Source organism: Thermoplasma acidophilum DSM 1728 (assembly GCF_000195915.1).
GTDB lineage: Archaea > Thermoplasmatota > Thermoplasmata > Thermoplasmatales > Thermoplasmataceae > Thermoplasma > Thermoplasma acidophilum.
On sequence record NC_002578.1, the window covers coordinates 1,519,831 to 1,544,837 of the forward strand.

General features: G+C 48.0%; 20 protein-coding genes, 1 tRNA gene and 1 rRNA gene. 11 read left to right on the top strand and 11 right to left on the bottom strand.

Features of this window, described 5'->3' with window-relative positions:
- Position 1 precedes the first annotated feature (1 nt).
- Positions 2 to 313 (bottom strand): hypothetical protein, encoded by a 312-nt coding sequence (locus TA_RS07915; RefSeq protein WP_156778558.1) that lies wholly within the window; start codon positions 311 to 313, stop codon positions 2 to 4.
- A gap of 39 nt (positions 314 to 352) precedes the next feature.
- Positions 353 to 502 carry a helix-turn-helix domain-containing protein gene (locus TA_RS08460; RefSeq protein ID WP_083808334.1) on the bottom strand — a complete coding sequence of 50 codons (150 nt, stop codon included), beginning with the start codon at positions 500 to 502 and terminating at the stop codon, positions 353 to 355.
- Positions 503 to 528: 26 nt separating this feature from the next.
- Here TA_RS08460 and TA_RS07625 point away from each other — a divergent pair, with 26 nt between their 5' ends.
- Together TA_RS07625 and TA_RS07630 are read left to right on the top strand one after the other, a co-directional pair.
- Entirely contained in the window at positions 529 to 1,590 is a 1,062-nt protein-coding gene (locus TA_RS07625) for a glycosyltransferase (RefSeq protein ID WP_010901873.1), read from the top strand.
- Positions 1,591 to 1,675: 85 nt separating this feature from the next.
- A complete protein-coding gene (locus tag TA_RS07630) occupies positions 1,676 to 2,470 on the top strand; it encodes an MBL fold metallo-hydrolase (protein ID WP_010901874.1) in 795 nt (264 codons plus the stop codon).
- Positions 2,471 to 2,558: 88 nt separating this feature from the next.
- Here TA_RS07630 and TA_RS07635 read toward each other — a convergent pair whose 3' ends face one another.
- Positions 2,559 to 4,865, bottom strand: coding sequence for an adenosylcobalamin-dependent ribonucleoside-diphosphate reductase (locus tag TA_RS07635; protein WP_048162175.1), 2,307 nt, complete (start codon positions 4,863 to 4,865; stop codon positions 2,559 to 2,561).
- 192 nt (positions 4,866 to 5,057) lie between these two features.
- On the opposite strand from TA_RS07635, the gene ftcD reads away from it, so the two are divergent.
- The 4 genes from ftcD to TA_RS07655 all read left to right on the top strand — a co-directional run bounded on the left by ftcD (position 5,058) and on the right by TA_RS07655 (position 9,416).
- Positions 5,058 to 5,969, top strand: a complete 912-nt coding sequence (ftcD, locus tag TA_RS07640; RefSeq protein ID WP_010901876.1) for a glutamate formimidoyltransferase — start codon at positions 5,058 to 5,060, stop codon at positions 5,967 to 5,969.
- 133 nt (positions 5,970 to 6,102) lie between these two features.
- Entirely contained in the window at positions 6,103 to 6,717 is a 615-nt protein-coding gene (locus TA_RS07645; protein ID WP_048162177.1) for a cyclodeaminase/cyclohydrolase family protein, read from the top strand.
- On the top strand, positions 6,714 to 8,324 hold the full coding sequence (locus tag TA_RS07650; protein ID WP_010901878.1) for a formate--tetrahydrofolate ligase: 1,611 nt from the start codon (positions 6,714 to 6,716) through the stop codon (positions 8,322 to 8,324). Before TA_RS07645 ends, TA_RS07650 begins: the two co-directional genes overlap by 4 nt.
- Positions 8,325 to 8,567: 243 nt before the next feature.
- Positions 8,568 to 9,416, top strand: a complete 849-nt coding sequence (locus TA_RS07655; protein ID WP_010901879.1) for an Mrp/NBP35 family ATP-binding protein — start codon at positions 8,568 to 8,570, stop codon at positions 9,414 to 9,416.
- Between the two features lie 124 nt (positions 9,417 to 9,540).
- Here TA_RS07655 and TA_RS07660 read toward each other — a convergent pair.
- The 3 genes from TA_RS07660 to TA_RS07670 form a co-directional block, all read right to left on the bottom strand.
- Positions 9,541 to 12,458, bottom strand: a 23S ribosomal RNA gene (locus TA_RS07660).
- A 221-nt stretch (positions 12,459 to 12,679) separates the two neighbouring features.
- Entirely contained in the window at positions 12,680 to 13,087 is a 408-nt protein-coding gene (locus TA_RS07665) for a molybdenum cofactor biosynthesis protein MoaE (protein WP_010901880.1), read from the bottom strand.
- A gap of 5 nt (positions 13,088 to 13,092) precedes the next feature.
- The gene (locus TA_RS07670) at positions 13,093 to 13,689 is read right to left on the bottom strand and encodes an alpha/beta hydrolase family protein (RefSeq protein WP_010901881.1); all 597 of its coding nucleotides are present in this window, start codon (positions 13,687 to 13,689) and stop codon (positions 13,093 to 13,095) included.
- Positions 13,690 to 13,878: 189 nt separating this feature from the next.
- Between TA_RS07670 and TA_RS07675 the strand changes: the two genes are divergently transcribed.
- Positions 13,879 to 13,951 (top strand) — tRNA-Gln (locus tag TA_RS07675).
- Positions 13,952 to 13,966: 15 nt separating this feature from the next.
- Positions 13,967 to 14,407, top strand: coding sequence for a hypothetical protein (locus TA_RS07680; protein WP_010901882.1), 441 nt, complete (start codon positions 13,967 to 13,969; stop codon positions 14,405 to 14,407).
- Between the two features lie 379 nt (positions 14,408 to 14,786).
- Here TA_RS07680 and TA_RS07685 read toward each other — a convergent pair whose 3' ends face one another.
- On the bottom strand, positions 14,787 to 15,755 hold the full coding sequence (locus tag TA_RS07685) for a hypothetical protein (protein WP_010901883.1): 969 nt from the start codon (positions 15,753 to 15,755) through the stop codon (positions 14,787 to 14,789).
- A gap of 10 nt (positions 15,756 to 15,765) precedes the next feature.
- Entirely contained in the window at positions 15,766 to 17,133 is a 1,368-nt protein-coding gene (locus TA_RS07690; protein WP_010901884.1) for a cytochrome ubiquinol oxidase subunit I, read from the bottom strand.
- A gap of 215 nt (positions 17,134 to 17,348) precedes the next feature.
- On the opposite strand from TA_RS07690, the gene TA_RS07695 reads away from it, so the two are divergent.
- The gene (locus tag TA_RS07695) at positions 17,349 to 17,966 is read left to right on the top strand and encodes a TenA family protein (RefSeq protein WP_010901885.1); all 618 of its coding nucleotides are present in this window, start codon (positions 17,349 to 17,351) and stop codon (positions 17,964 to 17,966) included.
- 106 nt (positions 17,967 to 18,072) lie between these two features.
- Positions 18,073 to 19,152 carry a nucleotidyltransferase family protein gene (locus TA_RS07700; RefSeq protein WP_010901886.1) on the top strand — a complete coding sequence of 360 codons (1,080 nt, stop codon included), beginning with the start codon at positions 18,073 to 18,075 and terminating at the stop codon, positions 19,150 to 19,152.
- Here TA_RS07700 and TA_RS07705 read toward each other — a convergent pair.
- The 3 genes from TA_RS07705 to TA_RS07715 all read right to left on the bottom strand — a co-directional run bounded on the left by TA_RS07705 (position 19,123) and on the right by TA_RS07715 (position 21,591).
- Positions 19,123 to 19,533: a TIGR00304 family membrane protein gene (locus tag TA_RS07705; RefSeq protein ID WP_048162179.1), complete on the bottom strand. Its 411-nt coding sequence runs from the start codon at positions 19,531 to 19,533 to the stop codon at positions 19,123 to 19,125. The two genes, TA_RS07700 and TA_RS07705, sit on opposite strands and share 30 nt — an antisense overlap.
- 1 nt (position 19,534) lies before the next feature.
- A complete protein-coding gene (locus TA_RS07710; protein WP_010901888.1) occupies positions 19,535 to 20,422 on the bottom strand; it encodes a coiled-coil protein in 888 nt (295 codons plus the stop codon).
- A gap of 86 nt (positions 20,423 to 20,508) precedes the next feature.
- A complete protein-coding gene (locus TA_RS07715; protein ID WP_010901889.1) occupies positions 20,509 to 21,591 on the bottom strand; it encodes an OBG GTPase family GTP-binding protein in 1,083 nt (360 codons plus the stop codon).
- A 69-nt stretch (positions 21,592 to 21,660) separates the two neighbouring features.
- Between TA_RS07715 and tri the strand changes: the two genes are divergently transcribed.
- Positions 21,661 to 24,876 (top strand): tricorn protease, encoded by a 3,216-nt coding sequence (gene tri / locus TA_RS07720; protein WP_010901890.1) that lies wholly within the window; start codon positions 21,661 to 21,663, stop codon positions 24,874 to 24,876.
- Positions 24,877 to 25,007: the final 131 nt, after the last annotated feature.

Sequence of the window (25,007 nt, forward strand, 5' to 3'; positions counted from 1 at the left end):
CTTAGTATATCCAACAGAAGTAATCCCCTGCATCCTTTGTTATGATTACCTGATTTACATTCCTTATTTCCGATAGGTTCCTGTTCGATCCCCTGAAGTATATGCCTTCGCTGAACTTCGGGAAGCATATCCTGTTTCCTTGAATCGATACATGCTGCGGCACCGCGAAGTAGTCGTCCTTGCCTTTCTTCTTAAATTTCGGGTGTTCCGCATTCTTATGGAAGAAATTCTTGAATGCATTATCAAGAAAACGCAAAGACATCAGCAATGACTGCGAATTTATTTCGTAGAGCCATGGGTATTCTTTCTTCAAACTGGTGATCATGTTCGCAGTATCAATATAGTTCAGCGATTATTTTTTCGCATCATTATGCGTTATATAGTACCTATCACTCTCAGACAGAAAATGATTGTAGACAAACCTGCAGCTACTAAGGTGTTTTTCGATGAGTTCTCCTTGCTTCTTATCTGGGTATAGCTTTACTTTAGTAGCCGTAAGCATTACTTATAAATATGATACATACACCTATGAGACTTTCTATTTCATTGGGGGAAAGCCCGTGTATCTCATCCCTGAAGGTTCGGGGTTTTACTGCTTCCCCCCAAACCCCTAACCTCTCTATAAGCGTAATCGTCACCGCATTCAACCGCAGGGAATATCTAAGATATGCCCTTCTTTCTCTCAAGAATCAGGAGGCAGATTCATTTGAAGTAGTGGTATCCAAGAACTTTTCGGACAGAGTTACGGACAAATTCTGCTCGGAAAACGGTTTCATCAACGTCACAACGGATTCGTCCAGATCCGGGGAAAGAGTATACGATGCCTTAAGATCGTCGCATGGGGACTTCATCCTGTTCCTAGACGATGATGATATATTCCGAAGGACCAAGATATCAAGGGTATCGGACGTGATATCCAAGCGGAACGTTGCCTTCTACAGAAACGCAATTTTTCCGGTGACGGTGGACGGCGTGATCGCAACGCATTACCAGCCCCAGATGCACGATCCTCTGTACCTCATACTTGAGAGAGTATCAGATGTGCGCCTGCTGCACAGGCATGCCTGCGACTTCAACAGCAGCTCGATGGGCATATCAAGATCCATGCTGGATTCGCATGCATCCGATCTGAGGAAGATCAACCTTGCCGTAGACACATTCTATTTCGCCCTCGCGGCTTCATCCAGAATGCCACTTTTCTGTGACAGCATGATAGAATCCATATACCGCATAATGCCCAGCAGCACCTCAAGGGATCTCAGGGATTTCTACCTGTTCAGCAGATTTGAGAGATCGTTCCTACGCAGGTATGTGCCTGATCTGGAGAGGATAGCGGAGATTGTGGAGGGCAGCCCGGCTAAGCCTGTGATCGGCAGGATGCTTTCCCTTTACAAGATACTGCAATACGTATTCGAAGAGGATCGCGTAAATTTGAAGCCATCACCGCTGGACAGGGTACGCTTTCTCCTGGAGAGGCCGTTTCCATACTCGCTGTTATATTCAAGGATCTTTAGGGATGCCGCCATGCGCAGTGAATTCAGGAGGGAGAACAGGATCGTTTACGGCAATGCCGATCGGAGGAGAAGGTAGCGATCCACACGATGTGTGATCCTATTCTGCCGCGAGCTACCTAAGATTTATACGCTGAAATGATCTATCTTCTCCAGATGGTCTGTTGAGCGCCGGAAAGATCGATGTGCATGGCTTCGAGAAGGAAACTCTGTTCTTCAAGAACATTGCCAGCGGAAGCAAGGGAAACTGCACACTGATATGGGACAGCACGGATCTTATAGTCATAGACCTGGGCATAACCATGAAGAAGTTCAGGGATTCAATAAAGAGCCTCGATCTTGCCGGGAGAAGCATATCGCTGTTCATAAGCCATGAGCATTCGGATCACATCGGAGGCGTGCCTACAACATCAAAATACGTGGATATGGACGTTTACATGCGCCCGGCACTCAGCGGATCGTTCAGGAGAAAGACGTACGAAATGGATGGGTCCCTTGTCGTTGGCAACTTCGAGATAAGGGCCTTCGAAATACCTCACGATGCAGCCGATCCCGTCGGTTTTTCCGTCCTGTGGCACAACCGCAAGATATCCGTGGTATCGGATCTGGGAAAGGTCACCGACCGTGTGATAGAGAGCATAAGGAATTCAGACATTCTCGCATTCGAATCCAACCATGATGTTGAGATGCTCAGGACCGGAAGCTACCCTGAAGCACTGAAGAGGAGAATACTGAGCGATCACGGGCATCTTTCCAATGAACAGTCTGCGGAAGCCATATCAAGGGTGGCCACGGATGATATGCGGATAATACTGACTCACCTCAGCCAGGAGAACAACAGGCCAGAGATAGCGCTCAACGAGGTCAAAAGTTACCTTGAGAACAGAAACGTACGGTACAGGAGCATAGAGACGGCAGATCAGTACACGGGAAGCAGTTTGTACACCCTTGAAAGGTGATATTCCCATAGGGGCATTCCGGAAACAAGAACCTACTGCGAAGATTATTTTAAAAATGAAAATACAGATATAAATGATCAGGATTTTTTCATTTATCGCACTTTCCCGTCGGGCAGGCGGGATCGAATGTTGAATCGATCTTCAGGTACTTGTCTGGCATCTTCGTGACCAGCTCGATTACCTCCTTCTCTTCCGGCTTCTTTGTCTCGGCCGTCCCTGCCGTCAACACCTGGACGGTCTTGCTCTTGTCCCTGTAGACTGTTATGCCCTTGCAGTGCAGATCCTTGGCCATCCTGTAAGCCCTGGCAATATCCTCGCGGGTTGCGTCGCTCCTCATGTTGATGGTCTTCGATACACCCGAATCGCAGTACCTCTGGAACGTCGCCTGCATCAGCACATGCCACTGCGGATCTATCTCATGGGCCGTGACGAATATCTTCTTGACCTCCTCGTTTATCTTCACGTTCTCCAGGTTTCCTGTCTCCGCAACCTGCCTCATGAGCTCCTCGGAGTATATTCCAAGCTCGCGCGTCTTTTCCTCAAACAGCGGGTTGACCTCAAGAAGCTCCTGGCCGTTCAGAACGTGCCTGACAAATGCCAGTGCAAATATGGGCTCTATGGACGATGAGCAGCCAGCTATTATCGATATGGTTCCCGTGGGTGCTATGGTGGTGGTCGTGGAGTTCCTCATCTTTATGCCCTCCTTCTCCCATTCCGATCCGTACCATGCCGGGAATACGCCGCGTTCCTCGGCCAGAGCCTGCGATGCCTTGTGGCTCTCATCGTTGATGAAGCTCATAACCTTCTCCCCAATCTCCAGGGCCTCCCAGCTGTTGTACGGTATCTCGAGCTTTATGAGCATGTCAGCGAAGCCCATAACACCGAGTCCTATCTTCCTGGTCATCCTCGTGACCTTCTTTATCTGTTCTACCGGGAACTTGTTTGCATCTATGACATCGTCAAGGAAGCGTGTAGCAGTCCACACAGTCTCCCTGAGCCTGTCAAAATCGATCTTCTTTCCGTCCACCACGTACTTAGACAGGTTTATGGATCCAAGGTTGCAGGATTCATACGGAAGAAGAGGCTGTTCCCCGCACGGGTTCGTGGATTCTATGTCCCCGACGTTCTTCACAGGGTTCTTCCTGTTTATTTCGTCCAGGAATATCAGGCCTGGATCAGCGGTCTTCCAAGCCTGGTCTATTATGGCGTCCCATATCTCTCTTGCCTTTATCCTCTTCATTATCTTCTTTGTCCTCGGATTCACGAGATCGACGTAATCGTCGTTGTCAAGCTTGTCGAAGAAATCGTCCGTGACACCGACCGAGATGTTGAAATTGCTCAGTACCTTGTTTTCAGAGTCCTTGCTCAGTATGAACTCCATTATGTCAGGATGGTTGTAGTTGAGTATACCCATGTTGGCTCCGCGCCTCTTGCCACCCTGCTTTATCACGTCTGTGGTAACATCGAATATCTTCATGAACGATACCGGCCCTGATGCCACCCCCTTCGTCGATCCCACGATGTCGTCCTTTGGCCTGAGCCTCGAGAATGAGAAACCGGTCCCACCGCCGGACTTGTGTATAAGTGCGGTGTTCTTCAGGGTCTCGAATATATCCTCTATGCTGTCTCCAACCGGCAGCACAAAACAGGCAGAGAGCTGCCCCAGCTTTGTTCCGGCATTCATCAGCGTGGGTGAATTCGGAACAAAGTCCAGCGATGACATGACCTCCTCGAACCTGTTTATGTAATGGCCGGCCGAGGTTCCCTTGGTCTGTATGAAGTCCATGAATTCCTCGAAGGTTCCCTCGATTATGCCGTCCTCCTTCATGTAGCCGAAGGCCCTCCTGAGGACCTCCTCCTGCGTCGGTGATACCTTTCCTATGATCTCCGCATTTTCAGGCACTTTGCCCGTCTTCTTGTACTTGATGTAATCGTACAGGGCCTCCACTATGCCTATGTGCGACGCAACGCGCCTGAACATCTGCCTTGGTGTTTCAATTATCTTTCCATCCTCATCCTTGAGCAGGTATCTGGCCTCGAGAACCTTGACCGCGTTAAGTGTGAGCTTAAGATCATCCTTGACGCCCATGAGTTCCTTCTCTTCCCTTATGGCGCGCCTCTTTTCCCTGTACAGTATGTATGACTTGGCCACGTCTGTGAATGTCTTTCCGTCTATCTTCGAGGTCATCAGCACGTCTTCAACCACATCCTGTATCTCCTCAACGGAAGGCCTCTCCTTGTCCTTCAGCCTTGCCACAACCTTGTCAGCAAGCTGCTCGGCATCCTTCATGGTTCCGTTCTTGACAGAGAGCATGGCCTTGTAGATCGCCATCGTGATCTTGTTCTTTTCAAACGGTACTACCGTTCCATCCCTTTTAACTACTTCCTTGATCATCTTCACACCGTGGGTTTTGTTTTATCCTTTGTGTGTTGAATACTTTTTATGTTACGTTTACGTTATTTTATCAGTTAATATGATGTGATAGGATGTAGTTTAATCTTTTGTAACAGGTTTGATCACATTTATGATCACATGTACAGTATAGCGCATAGCATTGTTTATTCATAACAATGCCATGATCCTGGCATGTCTCTTGTTGAATGCGTACCCAACTTCAGCGAGGGTAGGGACCGCGACAGGGTGAACAGGATAAGGGATGCGATAGCCTCGGTTGACACCGTGAAGATCCTGGACGTGGAGATGGATCCGAACCACAACAGATCCGTCATAACGTTCGTGTGCGACAGCTCAAAGGCCGTAGATGCTGCATTTGCCGGCATAAAGGCTGCGGCCGAGATCATAGACATGGATGCACACCGCGGAGAGCATCCAAGGTTTGGTGCTGCAGACGTCATACCCTTCGTGCCGCTGCAGGACACAAAGATGGAAACATGCGTCAGGCTAGCCAGGGATCTTGGAAAGAGAGTTGGAGAGGAACTGGGCATACCGGTGTATCTGTACGCTGAGGCCGCACAGAGGCCTGACAGGTCCGATCTTGCCGCCATAAGGAACAAGAACTTCCAGTATGAGCAGCTCAAGGAGGCCATAAAAGAGGAAAAATGGAAGCCGGATTTCGGGCCTTCAGTGGTTGGCAAGGCCGGAGCTTCCATAATAGGGGCCAGGGATTTCCTCATAGCGTACAACGTGAATCTTAACACATCGAACATGGAGATAGGGAAGAAGATCGCAAGCGCTATCCGCGCAAAGGACGGAGGCCTGACATTTGTCAAATCCCTCGCTTTCTTCCTAAAGGACAAGAACATGGTGCAGATATCCATGAACCTGACAAACTACAGGAAGACACCGATATACAGGGCCTATGAACTCGTCAGGCTGGAAGCTGCAAGGTATGGCGTTTTACCGGTTGAGAGCGAGATAGTTGGCCTTGTTCCAGAACAGGCACTCATAGATGTTGCAAAGTACTATCTTCAGCTCAATGGATTCGATGAGGGCAACATACTGGAACGCAAGATGGAGAAGGCAGCAAATATGGAATAAAACCGAACATTTTCGCAATAATCTGGCATGTCAAATTGCTTCATCAGGGCGGGGCATATATTTGACATGTTCAATCATATCTTTATATTTATGAATGCATAAATTTAAGAATTTTGTACCGTTTAACGTACATATGGAGGGCATAGAAGATTTTCTTGAAAAACTCGCCAGCCCCTCACCTGCACCCGGCGGTGGTGCAGCAAGTGCCTTTGTTTCCATTGTCGGCGGATCGCTCATATCGATGGTGTCACAGCTGACCATCGGAAAGAAGAACTACGCACAGTACGATGCGGAGATGAAGGGAATACTTGAAAGGGAGAGGCAGATTGAAAAGGATCTGCGAAGCCTCATAGACGAGGACGAAAGGGCATTCAATGCCATCATGGAAGCGCTGAAGATGCCAAAGGACACAGAATCTCAGAAGAAGGTGAGGGAGGAAAAGCTTCAGAGTGCCCTCAGAACAGGAATAGACGTCCCTTGGAAGATAGCAAGGAAGGCGTACGATCTGCTTGCGCTCGTGGAACCGCTCGCCGATCACGGAAACAAGAACGCTGTGACTGATGCTGGATCTGCGGCACTTTTTCTCCAGGCCGCCATAAAGGCAGCACTCTACAACGTGAAGATAAACCTGAAGATGGTCAAGGACGAGGATTACGTCGCCGATCAGCGCATGAAGATCAACGTGTTCCTCGAGAACACGGATGATCTTTTTGAGAGGATAAGGAAGAAGGTGGAGGAGAAACTATGAGGGATATAGAGGAAATTATAAAGGAAATTGGCCTTGGAAGAGATGATTATGAACTGTACGGCAGATACATGGCCAAGCTGGATCTTGGCCTGCAGAACAGAGGAAGGCCCAGGGCGAAGCTGATACTGGTCACGGCCATGACCCCGACACCAGCTGGAGAAGGCAAGACCACGACAACCATAGGTCTCGGTCAGGCAATGAAGAAGCTTGGCAAGAATGTGGCCATAGCGATCAGGGAACCATCACTTGGCCCATGCTTTGGCATAAAGGGAGGTGCAACCGGAGGCGGAAAATCAAAGGTCGAACCTAGCGACAGAATAAACCTGTTCTTCACGGGAGACTTCCCGACGATAACCGCAGCACACAACCTGCTGTCAGCAATGATAAACAACCACATGTACCATGGAAACGAACTCAACCTGGATCCCAAGAGGATAACTTTCCCCAGAACGATAGACATGAACGACAGATCCCTGCGCAGCATACTGGTCGGTGTGGGTCCCAGGGACATGGGCGTCCTTGCAGGCGACAGCTTCGTCATAACGCCTGCGAGCGAGGTCATGGCGATAACCGGCCTCTCACTCAATTACCAGGATCTCAAGGCAAGGCTTTCAAGGATACTTGCCGGCTTCACAACCAAGAATAAGCCTGTATTTGCCGGAGATCTCAAAGCCGAGGGATCGATGGCCGCGCTTCTAAGGGATGCCCTAAAGCCCAATCTCGTCCAGACAACAGAGGGTGTCCCTGCTTTCGTTCACACTGGCCCATTCGGCAACATCGCCCATGGAACCTCAAGCCTCGTAGCGGACAAGATAGCGCTGAACCTCTTCGATTACGTGATCACGGAGGCGGGCTTCGGGTCCGATCTTGGCGCAGAGAAGTTCTTTAACCTGGCCTCCAGAATTGGCGATCTCCCCATAAACGCGGTGGTACTTGTGGCAACAATAAGGGCCATAAAGCACCACGGGGGCAGCAAGAAGGAAGGCGAGGACATAGACGCCGTAAAGACCGGATCTAAAAACCTCATAAGGCATGTCCAGAACATCAGAAACTTCGGAATAGATCCAGTGGTCGCAGTCAACCGCTTCCCGACGGACACGGATGGAGAGATAAGGGCGCTGGGAGAGATCCTCGATTCCAACGGCATCAAATGGGCACTTTCAGAGGTGTTCGCAAAGGGAGGAGAGGGCGGCATTGACCTGGCAAACAAGGTTCTTGCTTCCCTGGGCAGCCACGAAATAAAGAGGACATACGACCTGAAGGACGACATAAGGACCAAGATCGAGAAGATAGCAAGGAACGTGTACGGCGCTGATGGAGTCATATTCGAAAAGAAGGCCCTGTCAGATATGAAGAAGGCTGAGGAGATCATGGAGAATCCGTACGTGTGCATGGCCAAGACGCAGTACTCGTTCAGCGATGATGCCTCCCTTCTCAACGATCCGCATGGCTTCACGATAAAGGTTCAGAGCATCAACATATCCTCCGGTGCGGGCTTCGTTGTGCCAATACTCGGCGAGATAATGACGATGCCTGGCCTTCCAAAGCACCCGGCCGCGGAGAACATCGATCTTACCGATTCCGGAGAGATCACAGGCCTGTTCTGAAATATATTATTTTTTATCAACCATCAATTTTTGGTATAACCTGATGCAGACGCACGGCGGATAGTCGAGATATTTTCCCAGAAATGTGCTGAAACAAGAATCTTCCATTTGAAGCACGAATCATAAAGTTTTGCATCGATACTCTTGCACAGTATGCTATGTTCGTGATGTGCCTTCATGCCATTCGCCTTTTTAGGCAAACCGTGTGGAAGAGGTATTTATATCGAGTAAGAATTGTGAATTATGGCAAAGGGAACAATTAAGACCAATACACCACCGCCAGCTCCGGTTGTAGCACCACCTGGAAAATCAACAAAGTACAAGGTGAAATACACCATAACCGTGATGAGCGGCAAGGGTGGAGTTGGGAAATCTACAGTTGCGGTCAACCTGGCCGTTTCACTTGCGAGAAAGGGGCTGAAGGTTGGCCTCATAGATGCTGATATAAATGGGCCAGATGACCCAAAGCTTCTGGGGGTATCCGACCTGAAGCTTTACGCTGACGAGGAGGGAATAATACCGGCAGAGACAAGATACGGTGTTCGCGTGGTGTCCATGGGTTTCCTCATACCGACAGAGGATACGCCGATAATATGGCGTGGTTCGCTGATGCACAAGGCAATACAGCAGTTTCTGGAAGACGTAAACTGGAAGGATACGGATGTTGTTGTGCTTGACATGCCGCCTGGCACCGGAGACGTTGCACTGAGCGTGGCCCAGCTGATACCAGAATCAAATGGCGTTGTCATAGTCGTAACGCCGCAGGATGTCGCCCTTCTCGATGCAAAGAAGGCAATAAACTTTGCAAAACAGCTGAAGCTCCCTGTCCTTGGCATAATAGAGAACATGAGCGGTTTTGTGTGCCCGCACTGCGGTAACGTCACATACATATTCAAGAACGGCGGCGGGGAGAAATCCGCAAAGGAATACAACCTCCCGTTCCTGGGAAAAATACCTCTAATACCAGAAATAGCAGAAAACGGTGACAACGGAATACCTGCCGTCGTTATAAATGATAAGATACGTGAGATTTTCGACAGCATAACCGATCAGATACTGAAAGAGGCTCAGATAGAAAATATAAAGCAGTGATCATTTTTTCTATTTCTCTTTTATATCAATATAATTTTTCATCATAGTTCACACTACAACGGCAAAAACAATAAAAAACAAAAATCAAACACGCTTATGACTTCAACTAGACGAGAATTTAGCATGGATTGTGCCTTCGATCTTTAGTAGCCGTGGACTTAAAATCTCGCCGAAGCTCGATCCTTACATCCCGGCTCTATCAAACCTCTCTTCTAGAGGCGATCTGATGACGATGTCTATTTTCGGGGGCGGCTTCGAGCTTAGATGCTTTCAGCTCTTATCCGCGTATGACGTGGCTACCCGGCGATGCCTTGCCAGACAACCGGTAAACTAGAGGTCACGAGCCCTTGTTCCTCTCGTACTAAAGGCCCCTTCCCCTCAGACATCGAGCACTCCCACGGAGAAGCAACCCTACTGTCTCGCGACGTAGTGAACCCATCTCAGGATCCCTTTTAATGGGCGAACAGCCCCACCCTTGGCACCTTATGCAGCACCAGGATAGGAACAGACGACATCGAAGTAGCAAACCCTCGGGTCGATGTGTACTCTTGCCGAGGACGACTCAGTTATCCCTGGGGTAACTTCTCTCTTATCACCCGCCCCCACTAAGGAGGAACTGGGTGGTTCGCTAAACCCTGCTTTCGCATCTGCGTTGCTAGTTGTCTGCAACACAGTCAAGCCAGCTTTTGCTTTTACACTCTACGGAGGATTTCTGACCCTCCTGAGCTGACCTTTGGGGGCCCCTGTTACGTTGTTAGGGGCGTGGCGCCCCACCCAAACTGCCCACCAATAGTTGTCCCTCCGAAGAGGTTAGTGACGCAATCCCGAGAGGGAAGTGTTTCATTGGCGCCTCCACTCCGGCCGAAACCAGAGCTTCGACGGCTCCTTCCTACACTACGCAGTCAGGATCGCACCACAGCTACAGGCTGCAGTAAAGCTCCACGGGGACTTCGCTTTCACGTGGGAGAGACTGGATTGTGCACCAGTACATCAATTTCACTGGGCTGAACGCGGGGACAGTGGGACCCACGTTGAACCTTCATGCAAGCCGCCAATTAAGCGGCTAGGTATTACGCTACCTTAAGAGGGTCATAGTTACCCCCGCCGTTTACTGGCCCTTCTTCCCCTTGTACGGGGCTTTCAGGTACCAGCACTGGGCAGGTTTCAACCGCTATACACATCCTTACGGACTAGCAGCGATCTGTGTTTGTGGTAAACAGTCGGAGTCCCTTCGTCACTGCGACCTATTCCCTCACGGAATAGGCACTCCTTATACCGAAGATACGGAGCTATTTTGCCGATTTCCCTCGCGTCCATTATCCCAAAACGCCTTAGGCTTCTCACCTAGGGGCACCAGTGTCGGTTCTTGGTACGATACTGAACCTGACCCCTGCATGATTTTCATGGGATCCGGGGATCGAGGCGATTCCCAAACGGGAACATACGCTCTTTCGCGAACTTCTCGTCATTACGACTCTCCATCCGCTTATGAGCATAAATACGTTGGCACCCGTACCGCCCCTACCCTGAACCTTCTCATACAGGGCAAAACGTTCAGTGTGCCGGAATATTAACCGGCTTCCCCTTCGACCATATCCTGTTAGGTATGGCCTTAGGATCGACTAACCCTCGGCTGACGAACATTGCCAAGGAACCCTAGCCCTTTCGGCGGAACCGATTCTCACGGTTCTTCTCTGCTACTTTCACCAGGATCCGCGATACCATGCGGTCCATCCCTCCTCTCGGGGAGACTTCTATCCACATGGCACGCCCCCCTACCAGATCACCTTTCGGTGCTCGAAGGTCTCGGTGTCTAGTTTTAGCCCCTTCCATCTTCTAGGCATGTGACCTCGGTGAGTGAGCTGTTACGCACTCTTTGAAGGATGGCTGCTTCTGAGCCTACCTCCCCACTGTCTTTGGCCACAAACCTATTTAGTGCACTTAACTAGAACTTAGGGACCTTAACCCTCGTCTTGGTTGTTCCCATCACGGAAGCAAAGCTTATCCCTGCCCCCTAGCACCCGACTTCTACGATCTCGACAAGTTCGGAGTTTGACAAGTCGGCGCAGCCTTTCGACTGCTTACCAACCAATCGGTCGCTCTACCTCGCCGAGAATCTCCATCGAGGTCTACCTGCGGGTAGTATCGGGGGGAACCCGCTATTGCCGGCCTAGATTGGCCTTTAACCCCTACACCCAAGTCATCCAAACGATTTGCACATCAGAATAGGTTCGGTCCTCCACCCAGCTTTCACTGAGCTTCAACCTACTCAGGTGTAGATCGACCGGCTTCGGGTCTCTCACGAGTGACTAAACGCGTTTACCACGCCACCCCCCCATTGCTGTGCGGGTAGTTGCTTTCGCTACGGCTACTCCTTTCAGGATTAACCTTGCCACTCGTCAGAACTCCCTGGCCCGTTCTTCAACACGGACAATAGGACAGCGATCCATCGTAGTTAACGACTTCACCTCTTAACTGCCCTATAAGTTTATCTCTGCCTAGTTTCAGGCTCTTTTCACCACCCTTCCGGGTTTCTTTTCAGCTTTCCCTCACGGTACTTTGTTCGCTATCGGACTCGGGACGTATTTAAGGTTGGATGTTAGTGCCACCCAAATTCCCACGCGAAAAACGACGCATGGTACTCTGGTTACTTCCCCTTGTAGCTTCTGAAGCTTCGATTACAGGGCTATCACCTTCTAAGGCTCTTCTTTCCAGAAGATTCATCTCGCTTCAGGAGGCATTAGAGGAAGACCAAACTCCACATCTTTCCCTTCTTTCGAAGGGCTATTCGGTTTGCCTTCTACCGCTTTCGATCGCCTTTACTAACGGTATCTCAATTGATTTCTTTTCCTCCGGGTACTAAGATGTTTCAATTCCCCGGGTTCCCTCTCCTTTCGGAGTGCCTTACGGCAGGAAGTCCCATTCGGAGATCCTTGGATCTAAGGCTCCATGCGCCTCCCCAAGGCTTATCGCAGCTTGGCACGTCCTTCTTCGGCGCCCGAACCAAGCCATCCTCTAGGCAGATTAGCAGAGCACAATCCATTGTGCCATCTCTCATCTAGTCTCATCAAAATTCGACATCTTCCCTTTTAATGTGATGCATTAAAAGGTGCATTGTAAGCGTGTATGGACTATATCATTAAGAGGGATATAAGCATTTTGATCCGGAAGCCCAATTATCCAATAATTTTATAATACTCACTTTTCAGAATTTGAAATATATTTTAATTAACTTTTTCTTGCTGATACCGTAAAAAATGGGTTCAGTGCCAGCTCGCAGGAGATCCCTGCACGATGTCACGTTTCCATATGGGCGCTCTCTCCTTTATCTGGTCGATTATGTATCTGCATGCGTCAAACGCCTGTCCTCTATGAGGCGCAGATACCGCTATAACAACGGAGTCCTCTGTGAGATTTACTCTACCTATGCGATGAACAACCGCCGCGTCTGTTATTCCGAATTGCCTTATGCAGTACTCTATCATATCGCGTATCTCCCTTATGGCCATCTCACGGTAGCTCTCATAGAATAGTGCATCCACCTTAACACCATCGGAATCCTCACGAACAGTACCTTCAAACGTAACAATGGCGCCTGCTTTTGGATTTCTAATCCGATCGATTAGATCCATTACCGGTATCTCGGATTCGATTATATCCACGTACATCATAACACCTAGTCAACTGCGATGTAATTCTTCAGCATGGAGAAGAACCTGTCAGTGCTGTCCTCCAGCGGTCTTTTGCTGTTGTCGAAAACTTTGAAAACCGATCCTGCAATGAGGTCATGGTAAGACTGGCCTATCATGGTCTCCCTGTAGCCACGGGCACCGCCCCACACCAGGAGGACTGGTTTCTGCACCCTGTATAGCTCCTCAGCATATCCGTCATAACCAGTACCATCTATCGCGATTACGTTGCTGAATCTTTCCGGATGGATCATAGAACATTTCAGCGCAACATCTGCGTTTATGCCTTCACCCATGAGCATAACATTCTTCAGGCGCATGGCCTGAACAAAATTGTAGTAGAATTCACCTGCAGAATCCAAGTTACTTGAGGGTTCGGAATCCACAACTTCCTTGCTCCCAGCTATAAAGTGCGGAATGTAAACATTGATCTTCCACTCATTGATTCTGTCAGCAGCTCTGAGTTTCTGCCAGATCTCATCTCCCTTGATATCTATTATGACGAGGTTCTTCTTTACGCCTGGCATGGCAGCGTAACTATAGGGAATCCTGTATCCGGAGATCAGGACTTCACCATTTTCCATACATGATCATTCTATACCGTTATATAGAATTTAAACCCATCAACAATTTTCAACGGTATCGCATAGGATATACGATAATGGCTTCCATCGACATCCGGCTTAATCCTGATCTTTAAATATGCTTTGCAATGGTAGTTAAACGTGCTCCCCTTAGAAAGTTAAATAAGTGCATTTTGCATGATCGTGCAGAGCCCTGTGGTGTAGTGGACAAGCATTTTGGACTTTGGATCCAAAGACGGCAGTTCGAATCTGCCCAGGGCTATACAGTGGTGAAAGGATGCCAGATCCTGTTGAAGTACCGACACAGCCTCCTGTAAAGCGCGCGAGAAAGATAGCGTCCATAGTGGCTGTGATAATTATAGCCATGTCCTTTGGCTTACTCTACGGCCTTTCAATGAACAGCACAGTCACCGTGAATGTAATGTACATCAACGTTGTTGTCACAGTCAATGGAGCATCCACCATCATACCTGTGCAGTTTAATCATGAGACGCTGGGTTCTGGCGAAAAGGTTTATTTTTCCGTGGACCTGAAAGGCGGAACGGACGGCCTGACCGTTAACGCTGTATCATCCGGTACCACCGGGTTCGCCGTTGGATCCGTTACATCAATTCCGGCTAGCATTGGCCCTGGCAGTACACTGATCCTTAAGCTGTTCTTCGTCACACCAAATTATGATTATGCAGGCGACCTCACAGTAAATGTATCAGCAAGCTGAGTTATTGATCAGATTACGCGGCAGATATCCGATCACCTATTCAATGCTTTATATTTTTTCCATCCTGATATCTATCCTGGCTGTTGGACTTTATGCCTTATAGATTCATAGTTAATTTCCGTCGGCGGTTTCAGAAATATTCAGATTTCTGCGTTAATACGAAATTATATGCGCTTAAAATTGCTGAGTCTATATTATGCCCCAATTCCGTTCCTGTGTATCTTAATGGCATATCCTCATGGTATCGAAGCTTTCACATGCCGGTCTAAGCGATATGCACGGCACTTAAAATTCATGCAAGCAGAATCGTTAACATTAAAAACAAAATTGTTTAATGTTATTATTTATTAAAAATATTGAATAAAATTTTAATGCCGTTTTACTCCTTTGCCTTCGCTGCCGAACCCATCTGCATCTTGGCGAAATTGTTCGCCACGTAGACCATGTAGATGAGCATAAGTATCAGCAGTATGCCTCCCCCTAGCGTTATGTAGAAGTAAGCAACGGACATCGCCTTATTTGTAAGGAAATCAGAAACCGGTAGGGTTCCGCCGAAGAATTTTGGATACACGAGCGAATAGAACGGGTATATCGATATCGTGAGCAGAGTAAGGAACACAACCTTGTTTTCGATGATCTTTCTTGTGGGCCTGTAGTAGAACAGTATCGGAGCTATAACACCGATTATTATTGTGACAGCAAGAACAGGCGAGATTGGCACTGCGCTGATCGAAGTGTGTATCCATACAAGGGCAGCAAGCTCCAGAACTATGCCGAGATATGAGGCAACCATCGATATCCTCATGTAGTTCTCAAGACCGTAGAATATGAAGGAAAAACCGTACATGAGCACAATGGCACCTATCACGAAGAGTACGTCTCCAGGAGCGGATGCCCATTTGCCGGCATTGAAGGCAAGTTTTGCCAGGACGACACCTCCGCCCGTAACGACTGACGATGCGAAGATCACAAAGACCAGGCAGAAGAGGCATTCGAAGACTGAAAATATAGAATACATCGATCTGTCTGAAAATCTGCCCTTTTTTATGAATTCACCGAATATTATGAAGGCGTTTCTGCCTATGAATGCTATGAGCAATATGAGGAGCGGCACTGCATATATGTAAGCAGCCGGAATGAGGATTGACGGATAGGCAAAGTCGGATGTGACCACCCAGAAGGCTATGAACGTTCCTGTCAGCTCCCATATTGGAATCACATAGGGGCTCACACGGCTCTTCGATCCATGGTAATGGAAGAGGAAGAGCATTGCGCCCATTGATTCCGATATGAACAGTGCTAGCATTATAGACATTATGAGGAAATTCAGACCAAACACTGCGTTCATGTTTCACACCTCAGAAATTCACGCCCGTCGCAGAAGGCGATTCGTTTACCTCCTTGCTTACCTCTTCCCTGTTGAATACCCTGGCCGAGAAGTAGAATGACACTGGAATCAGAATCGTGTAAAATACCATCATAGCTATACCCGGCCCTATCATCGAAGTCGATGTGTTCGCTGCCTGGTACACATACATCACATTGTAAATGATCCATGGCTGCCTCCCCACTTCATCGACAACCCAGCCATCCTCCATGGTGTACATTGCTATGATACCGAATATTGGGAAAAGTATGGCCATCCATTTATTGCTGTATGGCTGCTTCCTGACAGCCCACATGACTAGGTATGCGAGAAGGTATAGGCCTATGAGTATGCCAAACAGCACCATGAGGTCGAACATCGTGTGCACTATCAGAGGTGGCCAGAGGTTCATGGGATAGTACATGAGGCCTTTTGGAACAACGAATGATGCGTTTCCAGTTCCGGCCAGCAGGCTCTGCAGGCCAGGTATGGTTATGGCACCGACGATCTTTCCGTTAACTATCGTGCCGAAGAGCTTCTCCGGCTCGAATCGACGACCTCCAAGGAGGTTCAGTTCAAGTGCGGAATACTTAAGTGGCTGGTTGACAATGAGCGAACTGGCTGCAAGCGATCCAGATATTCCTGCGAGTATGACATAGGCCATCGACAGCGCCGCTGTGATCTTGCTCCCCTTCATGTAGAAGATGCGATCATCCTGATTCTTGGAGATCAGGTATCTGTATGCGAAGTATCCTCCCATCAGCATCGTTCCCGCAAGCAACGTAACAGGAACAACGTGTGCTATTTCCGAAAGGAAGGACGGCGAATTGACCGCAGCCCAAGGGTTGACATCGGTTATCTGACCAGTGCTCTCGAATACTGAGATGTTGAAACCATTTGGTGTGTTCATCCATGCGTTTACCATCACTATGAACATCGCAGAACCGAGTGTTCCCGCACCAATAAAGAATGTGAGGGCCCAGTGCGTCATCCTGTTCTTGAATGCGTCCCAGTAGTAGATGTATATTATCAGGAATATGGTCTCGGTGAAGAAGGCGAATATCTCGAGATAGAACGGCACCATGGCAACAGCTGCAACCACCGTGAAGAACTTCGGGAACAGTATTACAAGTTCGGCTGCCATCACTATGCCGCTTGCCGTACCTATCGCGAAGAATATGGTGAAGACCTTCGCAAGGCGTTTGGCAAGAAGATCATAGTACTTGTCCTTGTACCTTATGCCCAGGTATTCGGCCACGCTTAGTACAACTATTGTTGATATACTCATGGTGACCAGTATTATATGGACACCGATCGAGTAGGCGAAGAGTAGCCTGTCAAAAGTCGTTATGAACGCCATATTCCAATTAATAACTGTTTCATATTTAAATCTTATTTTATCATATAATAATTTTTCGTAATTAAATCATGCTACATAACAGGGCATATGCTCTAGATATATAACCTTAAATGTTAGGTTATGACATCGCCATAAATAATTGCAGACCCATTTTTCTAAAATACCGGCGCGGAAATTTCAAAAATAAGAAATACGATGTTTCATTTTATTTCACCATGCTTGCCGAAAATCTGAAATCACTTTATCTGGACGAATGGAACAGATATGTTGGCCATGAATTCGTAAGGAGGATGGAGCATGGTGATCTTCCGCTGGAGAATTTCAAGTTTTATCTTGTTCAGGATTCCCTCTACGTTGAAGAGATGCTCAGGGCTGTTATGAGATCCACAGAGTTAATGCCAAATGATATGGCAATACGCATACTTTCATCCGTGGTGCTGGGCAGGGACAAGGGAATGGAGACCCACGCATTTCTTGAGAAGGAGCTTGGTGTGGAGAAAAGCAGTCGGATGACTATGACAACTTATTCGTATACAAGGCATCTCAGGTATTCTTCAACTATTGGATGGCCGCAGTTCCTTGCGGCATGGATACCATGCATGTGGGGATACTCCGAGATCGGAAAGACTGTTTTAAATTCTCCAAACAGGTACTACAGAACATGGGCAGAGTTCTATGCCTCAAAGGAATACGCCGACAGGGTATCGGTCATACTCGAAGCCATGGACAGGTTCAATGGCGACATAACCGAGATAAAGGACTATTTCCTGATCAGCCTTAAATTTGAACAGATGTTCTGGCAGGCCGCGTTTGATATGGAAAAGCCCATCTGATAACTTCGTACACTGTCGATAGATCGTTTGATCATCCAGCCCAGAAAATTCATCTAGTTTAACATGCCCCTATAAAAATATATTTTACCATTCGTTACGATGATACATGTCCCTGAAAGGAGTTGTGATGGCCGGAGGCAAGGGAACGAGGCTGAGGCCAATAACATATTCGATCCCGAAACCGCTCGTTCCAGTGGCTGGAAAGCCCGTGATATCGTACATACTGGATGCGTTTTACAGATCGGGAATAAGCGATATAATAATAACAACCGGTTATAAGTTCGAATCCCTCATAAAGGGTGTTCTGGAAAATAAGAACAGCCAACAGAATATACTTTTTTCTGTGGAAAAGGAGGCCGCTGGAACAGCCGGAGGGGTAAAGATTGCGGAAAACTTTCTTGACGATACCTTCGTGGTGGGGAGTGGGGATATACTCATAGATTTCGACATAGGAGACATGATAAAGGAGCACCAGCGCAGGAAGAACAAGATAACGATCGCAGTGACAAAGGTGGACGACCCATCCCAGTTCGGAATAGCGGAGATAGATGAGGAAGGTTACATCAAGCGATTCCTGGAAAAGCCAGGAAAGAACGAGACCTTCTCGGACACCATAAATGCAGGCGTTTACATCATGGATCGATCGCTTCTCCGGTACATACCATCCACGGGGCAGTTCGATTTTGCAAAGGATCTGTTTCCAAAGCTGCTCTCGCAGGGCATAAAGATAGGAACATACCTCATAGATGGCGTGTGGCTGGATGCCGGAAGGCCGAAGGACGTCATAAAGGCAAACCAGATAATGGTTGAGAAATATGGCGAAAGCTTCAATGGTACCGGCAAGGCAATAATAAAATCAAAGGTGCCGCAGGGCTGCTCCATAAAGCCGCCCATATACATAGGCGAGGGTGTGCACGTAGGAAACAACAGCACCATATCAGGATCGGCCGTTTACGATGGCGTTTCGATAGGCGATGACGTTCAGATCGAGAATTCTGTCATAATGGCATCGTCAAAGATAATGCGGGGAACGAAGGTTGTGAACTCAGTGATAATGCAGAACACAACTATAGGCGAAGACTGCGAGATACATGACAGCGTACTGTCGCAGAAATTAAACCTACAGAACGGATCGAAGGTATTCCAGGTTGCCCTGTCATCTGAGATAGTACAGGATGAAAACTAGTATTATGAGGATGGCCACGGCGATCGAGATGTAGATAAGGTTTCTGTCGTTTCCGAATATGATGGGTATTGGCCCGATCATTATCAGGCCGCCATAATGCTTTTCGGATCTTTTTTCCTTAACCGCTTCCTCCTCATTCATCCATTCGTATTCTGGTGGAATGAACACTCTCTCGGAATTGCCGGAGTAACGAAAAGGCGCAAAGAACATAACGACTATTCCAAGGAATATCAGAAGAAACGGTATTATAGAGAGACCTGAGCCGTAAATTACGGGAAAAATCACAAAAAGAGCAAAATGAGCAATCCCGATTGCAGCCATTGCAATCAGGATCAGGATACCCGCAAGCACAAGCAGGGAGCCGACACGGAATAGATTCATATCACAGGAAGCCAGCCTTCTGAAGTATCAGCAGATCATCGGTTGTCAGCTCTTCGCCGTTCTTGAATTTCTCGAAGAGTACCTCTGCCTTCTGCTGAAGCTCGTCATCCTTCTCCTTCTTCTTTGTGGCTCTCTTCTTTGTCCTGAGTCCAGCTATGACCTTTTCCAGATCCTTAAGGTCGTTCTTCGCCTGTATGAATGCTTCGTGCTCCTGCTCAGATTCCTTGCCGTATTTGATCGCCATCTCATGCATTTCATCGGCCTTCTTCCTGACCTCATCAAGCTCCTGCAGGGACTTATTTATGTCATTGCTTATCTCAGAGATCTGATTGGATATCTCTTCTGCTCTCTTCTTGAGATCCCTTGCAAGCGTCTTCTCCTTGTCGATCTCGGCCAGGAGCGCCTTTACCTTCTCGTTCTCGCTCAGCTGCTTCTCCCTGTCCTCCTTCATCTTCTTGATCTCATTGCTGAGGCGCTTTATCTCCTGAACTACCTTGTCCTCCTCTGCCTTGGGTAGCTGCATTGTCTCCTGTTTCTTTATGAGCTTCTGCAGTTCTCTCTCCTTTGCCTTGATGTCCCTCTGATTGACGCTGGCGTAGTTGGCTTCTTCAGTTATCTTCTTGTATTCCTTCCTGAGCTCTGAGAGCTTTTGGAAATGCTCTTCCTTTTCCGTCCTTATCTTCTGAACTTCCTCGATGAGGGCGTTCTTCTGTGATATCTTCTGTTTGACTTGGTCCCTCATCTCGTGGGCCTTGGCGTTGAGCTGGTCCCTCTGTTCAGCATAATTACGGCTCTGCTGTGCAGCTTCATCCCTTTTCTTTATGTGCTCTTCTATTGCTTTTCTCAGAATGTCTCTCTTTTCCTCAAACTCCTGGAGAAGATCCGTCATAGTAACACTTCATTGCAGAATTCTATCCTTTATTAATGTGGGGCATATATAGATTTCGCAATCATTCCATTTCGTGATCTAACAGATCAGTACCTGCTTATTATCGTAACGATATCCTCGTCCATAAGCGGGTAATCTATTCCAACCCGCTGTTCACCGATCGGCCTGTTCTTTCCCGACACGATAGCGTACCTGAATGAATCAATCATGCTCCTGTTGATCTTCCTGCAGACCTCCCTGACGGTCGTACCCTCCCTCACGATGAGCGGTTTCTGGAAATCCACCACTCCAGCTTTGTTCCTTAGATATATGCGTATGAGGTTAAGGGATCTGAATATCCCTTCCTTCAGTTCCTCTATACCATATCCGGTCTTCGCGGATACCCTGAATACCTCGCCGTACTGTGAAACCTGTGATGTATCGAATGAAGGATTCATGTCTATCTTGTTGACGGCCACTATAGACGGTATGTAAACGTATCGTCCCTGTAAGGTCTCTATTATATCTTCCACGGAAACATTCTCGCGGATGTAGACGTCTGCGTTGACCAGCTTGAACTCCTTCATTATCTCCTTTATATAATCTTCATCAATGTCCACGTTCTTTGGCCTGTGCAGCCTTATGCCGCCTGATGTTGTCTTCCTTATCTCCACATTCCTGCGCTTTCTGTTCACGACGATCCCGGCATTGTAAAGCTCTGTCAGTATCTTGTCTATGCCTCCAGCCTGTACATCCGTGACTATCACGATGAGATCGGCTGCCCTCACCGCACTCAGTATCTCCCTGCCACGGGCGGAGCCATACGAAGCGTTCTCTATTATGCCTGGAAGATCCAGTATCTGTATCTCTGCGCCCTTGTACTCGAGTATGCCCGGTATGGGTTGGAGCGTGGTGAATGCATAATCTCCAATCTCACTCTCTGAGTTAGTCAACCTGTTGAGCAGGCTGCTCTTGCCAACGTTTGGAAAACCAACGAGCGCAACCGTTGCGTCACCGGATTTCGGAACTGCAAATCCACTGTGTGAACCGCCATGGCTTGCGCTGGCCTCCATCTGCAGTTTCGCTATCTTGGCCTTCAGCAGACCGATGTGATGCTCTGTCGCCTTGTTGTACTGTGTACGCTTGATCTCGTCCTCAATTTCCTTAATCCGTTCTTCGATCGTTGGCATCTGTTCTACTTTCTTCCCTAATTTTCAACCTCTTTATATCTCTTTGCGGTGTCTTTTCATTCATTATGAATGCCATCCCTTATGTCCTTTGGGTCCTGCCAGTGGATCGATCAAGGCAGATTTTCCCGATCGCTATACCGGAACTTCAAAACCTTTAAGTTGCACGAAATGCATGGTCTCTGCATGCCCAATCTTTTACTGAACCCGGATATACACGGCGATAGGATCATATTCGTTTGCTGCGACGATCTATGGGAACACGATCTGAAGAGCGGATCGACAAGGAAGATCGTATCAAATCTCGGTGTGATAAACAATGCCAGATTTTTCCCGGATGGCAGGAAAATAGCGATACGTGTCATGAGGGGATCATCCCTCAACACTGCAGATCTGTATTTTTATAACGGAGAGAACGGAGAGATAAAACGGATCACGTACTTCTCCGGAAAGAGCACCGGGAGAAGGATGTTCACCGATGTTGCAGGTTTTGACCCGGACGGAAACCTCATAATCTCAACTGACGCCATGCAGCCTTTTTCATCCATGACTTGCCTCTACAGGGTAGAAAATGACGGTATAAATTTCGTACCATTGAATCTGGGGCCGGCGACACATATACTCTTCGCTGATGGAAGAAGAGTTATTGGCAGAAACACGTTTGAGCTCCCCCACTGGAAGGGCTATCGTGGTGGCACGCGTGGTAAGATCTGGATCGAAGTGAACAGTGGCGCATTCAAGAAGATAGTGGATATGAGCACACACGTGTCCAGCCCCGTTATAGTTGGGCACCGCATATACTTCATTACCGACATCGATGGCTTCGGCCAGATATACTCTACAGACCTGGATGGTAAAGACTTACGAAAGCACACCTCCTTCACAGATTATTATCCGCGGCATCTGAACACCGATGGTCGCAGAATCCTTTTTTCGAAGGGTGGATCGATATACATTTTCAATCCAGATACGGAAAAGATAGAGAAAATTGAAATAGGCGACCTTGAATCGCCCGAGGACAGGATAATCAGCATACCTTCAAAATTTGCAGAGGATTTTTCACCACTTGACGGCGATCTAATCGCCTTCGTCAGCAGAGGCCAGGCGTTCATTCAGGATGTATCCGGCACATACGTGCTGAAGGTACCGGAACCGCTCAGGATAAGATACGTGAGGAGGGGAGGCGATACAAAGGTGGCTTTCATTCACGGGACACGGGAAGGCGATTTCCTAGGGATCTATGACTACAGGACTGGAAAGGCGGAGAAATTTGAAGAGAACCTTGGGAACGTATTTGCAATGGGTGTAGACCGCAATGGCAAATTCGCAGTTGTTGCCAACGATAGGTTCGAGATCATGACTGTTGACCTCGAAACCGGAAAGCCGACAGTGATTGAACGCAGCAGGGAAGCCATGATAACTGATTTCACCATATCCGATAATTCAAGGTTCATAGCTTACGGATTTCCACTGAAGCATGGAGAGACTGACGGCTACGTCATGCAGGCGATACATGTGTACGACATGGAAGGTCGCAAAATTTTTGCTGCAACCACGGAAAATTCCCACGATTACGCACCGGCCTTTGACGCAGATTCCAAGAACCTTTACTACCTCTCCTACAGGAGCCTGGATCCCAGCCCGGACAGGGTGGTTCTGAATTTCAGCTTCGAGGTTGTTTCCAAGCCTTTCGTTATACCGCTTATCCCGGGATCGCCAAATCCAACAAAGCTTGTTCCGCGATCAATGACCTCGGAAGCCGGGGAATACGATCTAAATGACATGTATAAGAGATCTAGCCCAATAAACGTGGATCCCGGAGATTACAGAATGATCATTCCACTGGAATCGTCAATTCTTATCTACAGCGTTCCAGTACACGGAGAATTCGCTGCGTACTACCAGGGAGCACCAGAAAAGGGTGTCCTTCTGAAATACGACGTGAAAACCAGAAAGGTAACCGAGGTCAAGAATAACCTGACCGATCTGAGGCTGTCCGCAGACAGGAAGACTGTTATGGTTAGAAAGGACGATGGAAAGATCTATACATTCCCCTTAGAAAAGCCGGAGGACGAAAGAACTGTGGAAACCGACAAGAGGCCGCTGGTCTCCAGCATTCATGAGGAGTTCCTTCAGATGTATGACGAAGCGTGGAAGCTTGCCAGGGATAACTACTGGAACGAGGCTGTGGCAAAGGAGATCTCCGAACGGATATACGAAAAGTACAGGAATTTGGTACCCCTATGCAAAACCCGGTACGATCTGAGCAATGTGATAGTTGAGATGCAGGGAGAATACCGCACATCGCATTCCTATGAAATGGGCGGCACGTTCACGGATAAGGACCCATTCAGAAGCGGCAGGATAGCCTGCGATTTCAAGCTAGACGGCGATCACTATGTGGTCGCAAAAGCCTACGCCGGCGATTATTCCAACGAGGGCGAGAAATCGCCAATATTCGAGTACGGCATAGATCCGACTGGGTACCTCATCGAAGATATCGACGGCGAAACCGTTGGTGCAGGCAGCAACATATACCGCGTCCTCTCAGAAAAAGCCGGCACATCGGCAAGGATAAGGCTATCCGGGAAAGGCGGAGATAAAAGGGATCTGATGATCGATATCTTGGATGATGATCGATTCATAAGATACAGATCATGGGTTGAGGCGAACAGGAGATACGTCCATGAGAGGAGCAAAGGCACCATCGGCTACATTCACATACCGGACATGGGAATGATGGGATTGAACGAATTTTACAGGCTCTTCATAAATGAATCATCGTACCAGGGCCTGATAGTGGATGTCAGATTCAACGGTGGAGGCTTCGTATCCCAGCTGATAATTGAAAAACTGATGAACAAAAGGATCGGATACGATAATCCAAGGAGGGGTACGCTGAGCCCATATCCGACAAACTCTGTGAGGGGTAAGATAATAGCTATAACAAACGAGTATGCCGGATCTGACGGTGATATCTTCAGTTTTTCGTTCAAAAAGCTGGGGCTAGGCAAGCTCATTGGCACCAGGACATGGGGAGGGGTGGTTGGCATAACCCCGAAGCGCAGGCTCATAGACGGCACCGTGCTCACCCAGCCCGAGTTTGCGTTCTGGTTCCGCGATGCTGGATTCGGAGTGGAGAACTATGGCGTTGACCCGGATGTTGAGATAGAGTACGCGCCACATGACTATCTTAGCGGGAAAGATCCTCAAATTGATTACGCCATTGACGCTTTGATCGAGGAACTCAGAAACTGGAACGAGGAGTTGCCTCAGAGACCCTCTTAAAAATATATTATAACAGCATCTGATATATAAAATAGGATTAAAACTTTTTAGAGATATCCTTATATACGATATTTGGTTAATTTATATGCATAACTCGATAAGCTTAACTATATATTTGCAATCATTAATTT

Excerpts from the sequence above, each read along its gene's own strand:
- TA_RS08460 (WP_083808334.1), bottom strand. The coding sequence starts at position 502 with ATGCTTACGGCTACTAAAGTAAAGCTATACCCAGATAAGAAGCAAGGA.
- TA_RS07625 (WP_010901873.1), top strand. The coding sequence starts at position 529 with ATGAGACTTTCTATTTCATTGGGGGAAAGCCCGTGTATCTCATCCCTG.
- TA_RS07635 (WP_048162175.1), bottom strand. The coding sequence starts at position 4,865 with ATGATCAAGGAAGTAGTTAAAAGGGATGGAACGGTAGTACCGTTTGAA.
- ftcD (WP_010901876.1), top strand. The coding sequence starts at position 5,058 with ATGTCTCTTGTTGAATGCGTACCCAACTTCAGCGAGGGTAGGGACCGC.
- TA_RS07645 (WP_048162177.1), top strand. The coding sequence starts at position 6,103 with ATGGAGGGCATAGAAGATTTTCTTGAAAAACTCGCCAGCCCCTCACCT.
- TA_RS07650 (WP_010901878.1), top strand. The coding sequence starts at position 6,714 with ATGAGGGATATAGAGGAAATTATAAAGGAAATTGGCCTTGGAAGAGAT.
- TA_RS07655 (WP_010901879.1), top strand. The coding sequence starts at position 8,568 with ATGGCAAAGGGAACAATTAAGACCAATACACCACCGCCAGCTCCGGTT.
- TA_RS07665 (WP_010901880.1), bottom strand. The coding sequence starts at position 13,087 with ATGATGTACGTGGATATAATCGAATCCGAGATACCGGTAATGGATCTA.
- TA_RS07670 (WP_010901881.1), bottom strand. The coding sequence starts at position 13,689 with ATGGAAAATGGTGAAGTCCTGATCTCCGGATACAGGATTCCCTATAGT.
- TA_RS07680 (WP_010901882.1), top strand. The coding sequence starts at position 13,967 with ATGCCAGATCCTGTTGAAGTACCGACACAGCCTCCTGTAAAGCGCGCG.
- TA_RS07685 (WP_010901883.1), bottom strand. The coding sequence starts at position 15,755 with ATGAACGCAGTGTTTGGTCTGAATTTCCTCATAATGTCTATAATGCTA.
- TA_RS07690 (WP_010901884.1), bottom strand. The coding sequence starts at position 17,133 with ATGGCGTTCATAACGACTTTTGACAGGCTACTCTTCGCCTACTCGATC.
- TA_RS07695 (WP_010901885.1), top strand. The coding sequence starts at position 17,349 with ATGCTTGCCGAAAATCTGAAATCACTTTATCTGGACGAATGGAACAGA.
- TA_RS07700 (WP_010901886.1), top strand. The coding sequence starts at position 18,073 with ATGTCCCTGAAAGGAGTTGTGATGGCCGGAGGCAAGGGAACGAGGCTG.
- TA_RS07705 (WP_048162179.1), bottom strand. The coding sequence starts at position 19,533 with ATGAATCTATTCCGTGTCGGCTCCCTGCTTGTGCTTGCGGGTATCCTG.
- TA_RS07710 (WP_010901888.1), bottom strand. The coding sequence starts at position 20,422 with ATGACGGATCTTCTCCAGGAGTTTGAGGAAAAGAGAGACATTCTGAGA.
- TA_RS07715 (WP_010901889.1), bottom strand. The coding sequence starts at position 21,591 with ATGCCAACGATCGAAGAACGGATTAAGGAAATTGAGGACGAGATCAAG.
- tri (WP_010901890.1), top strand. The coding sequence starts at position 21,661 with ATGCCATCCCTTATGTCCTTTGGGTCCTGCCAGTGGATCGATCAAGGC.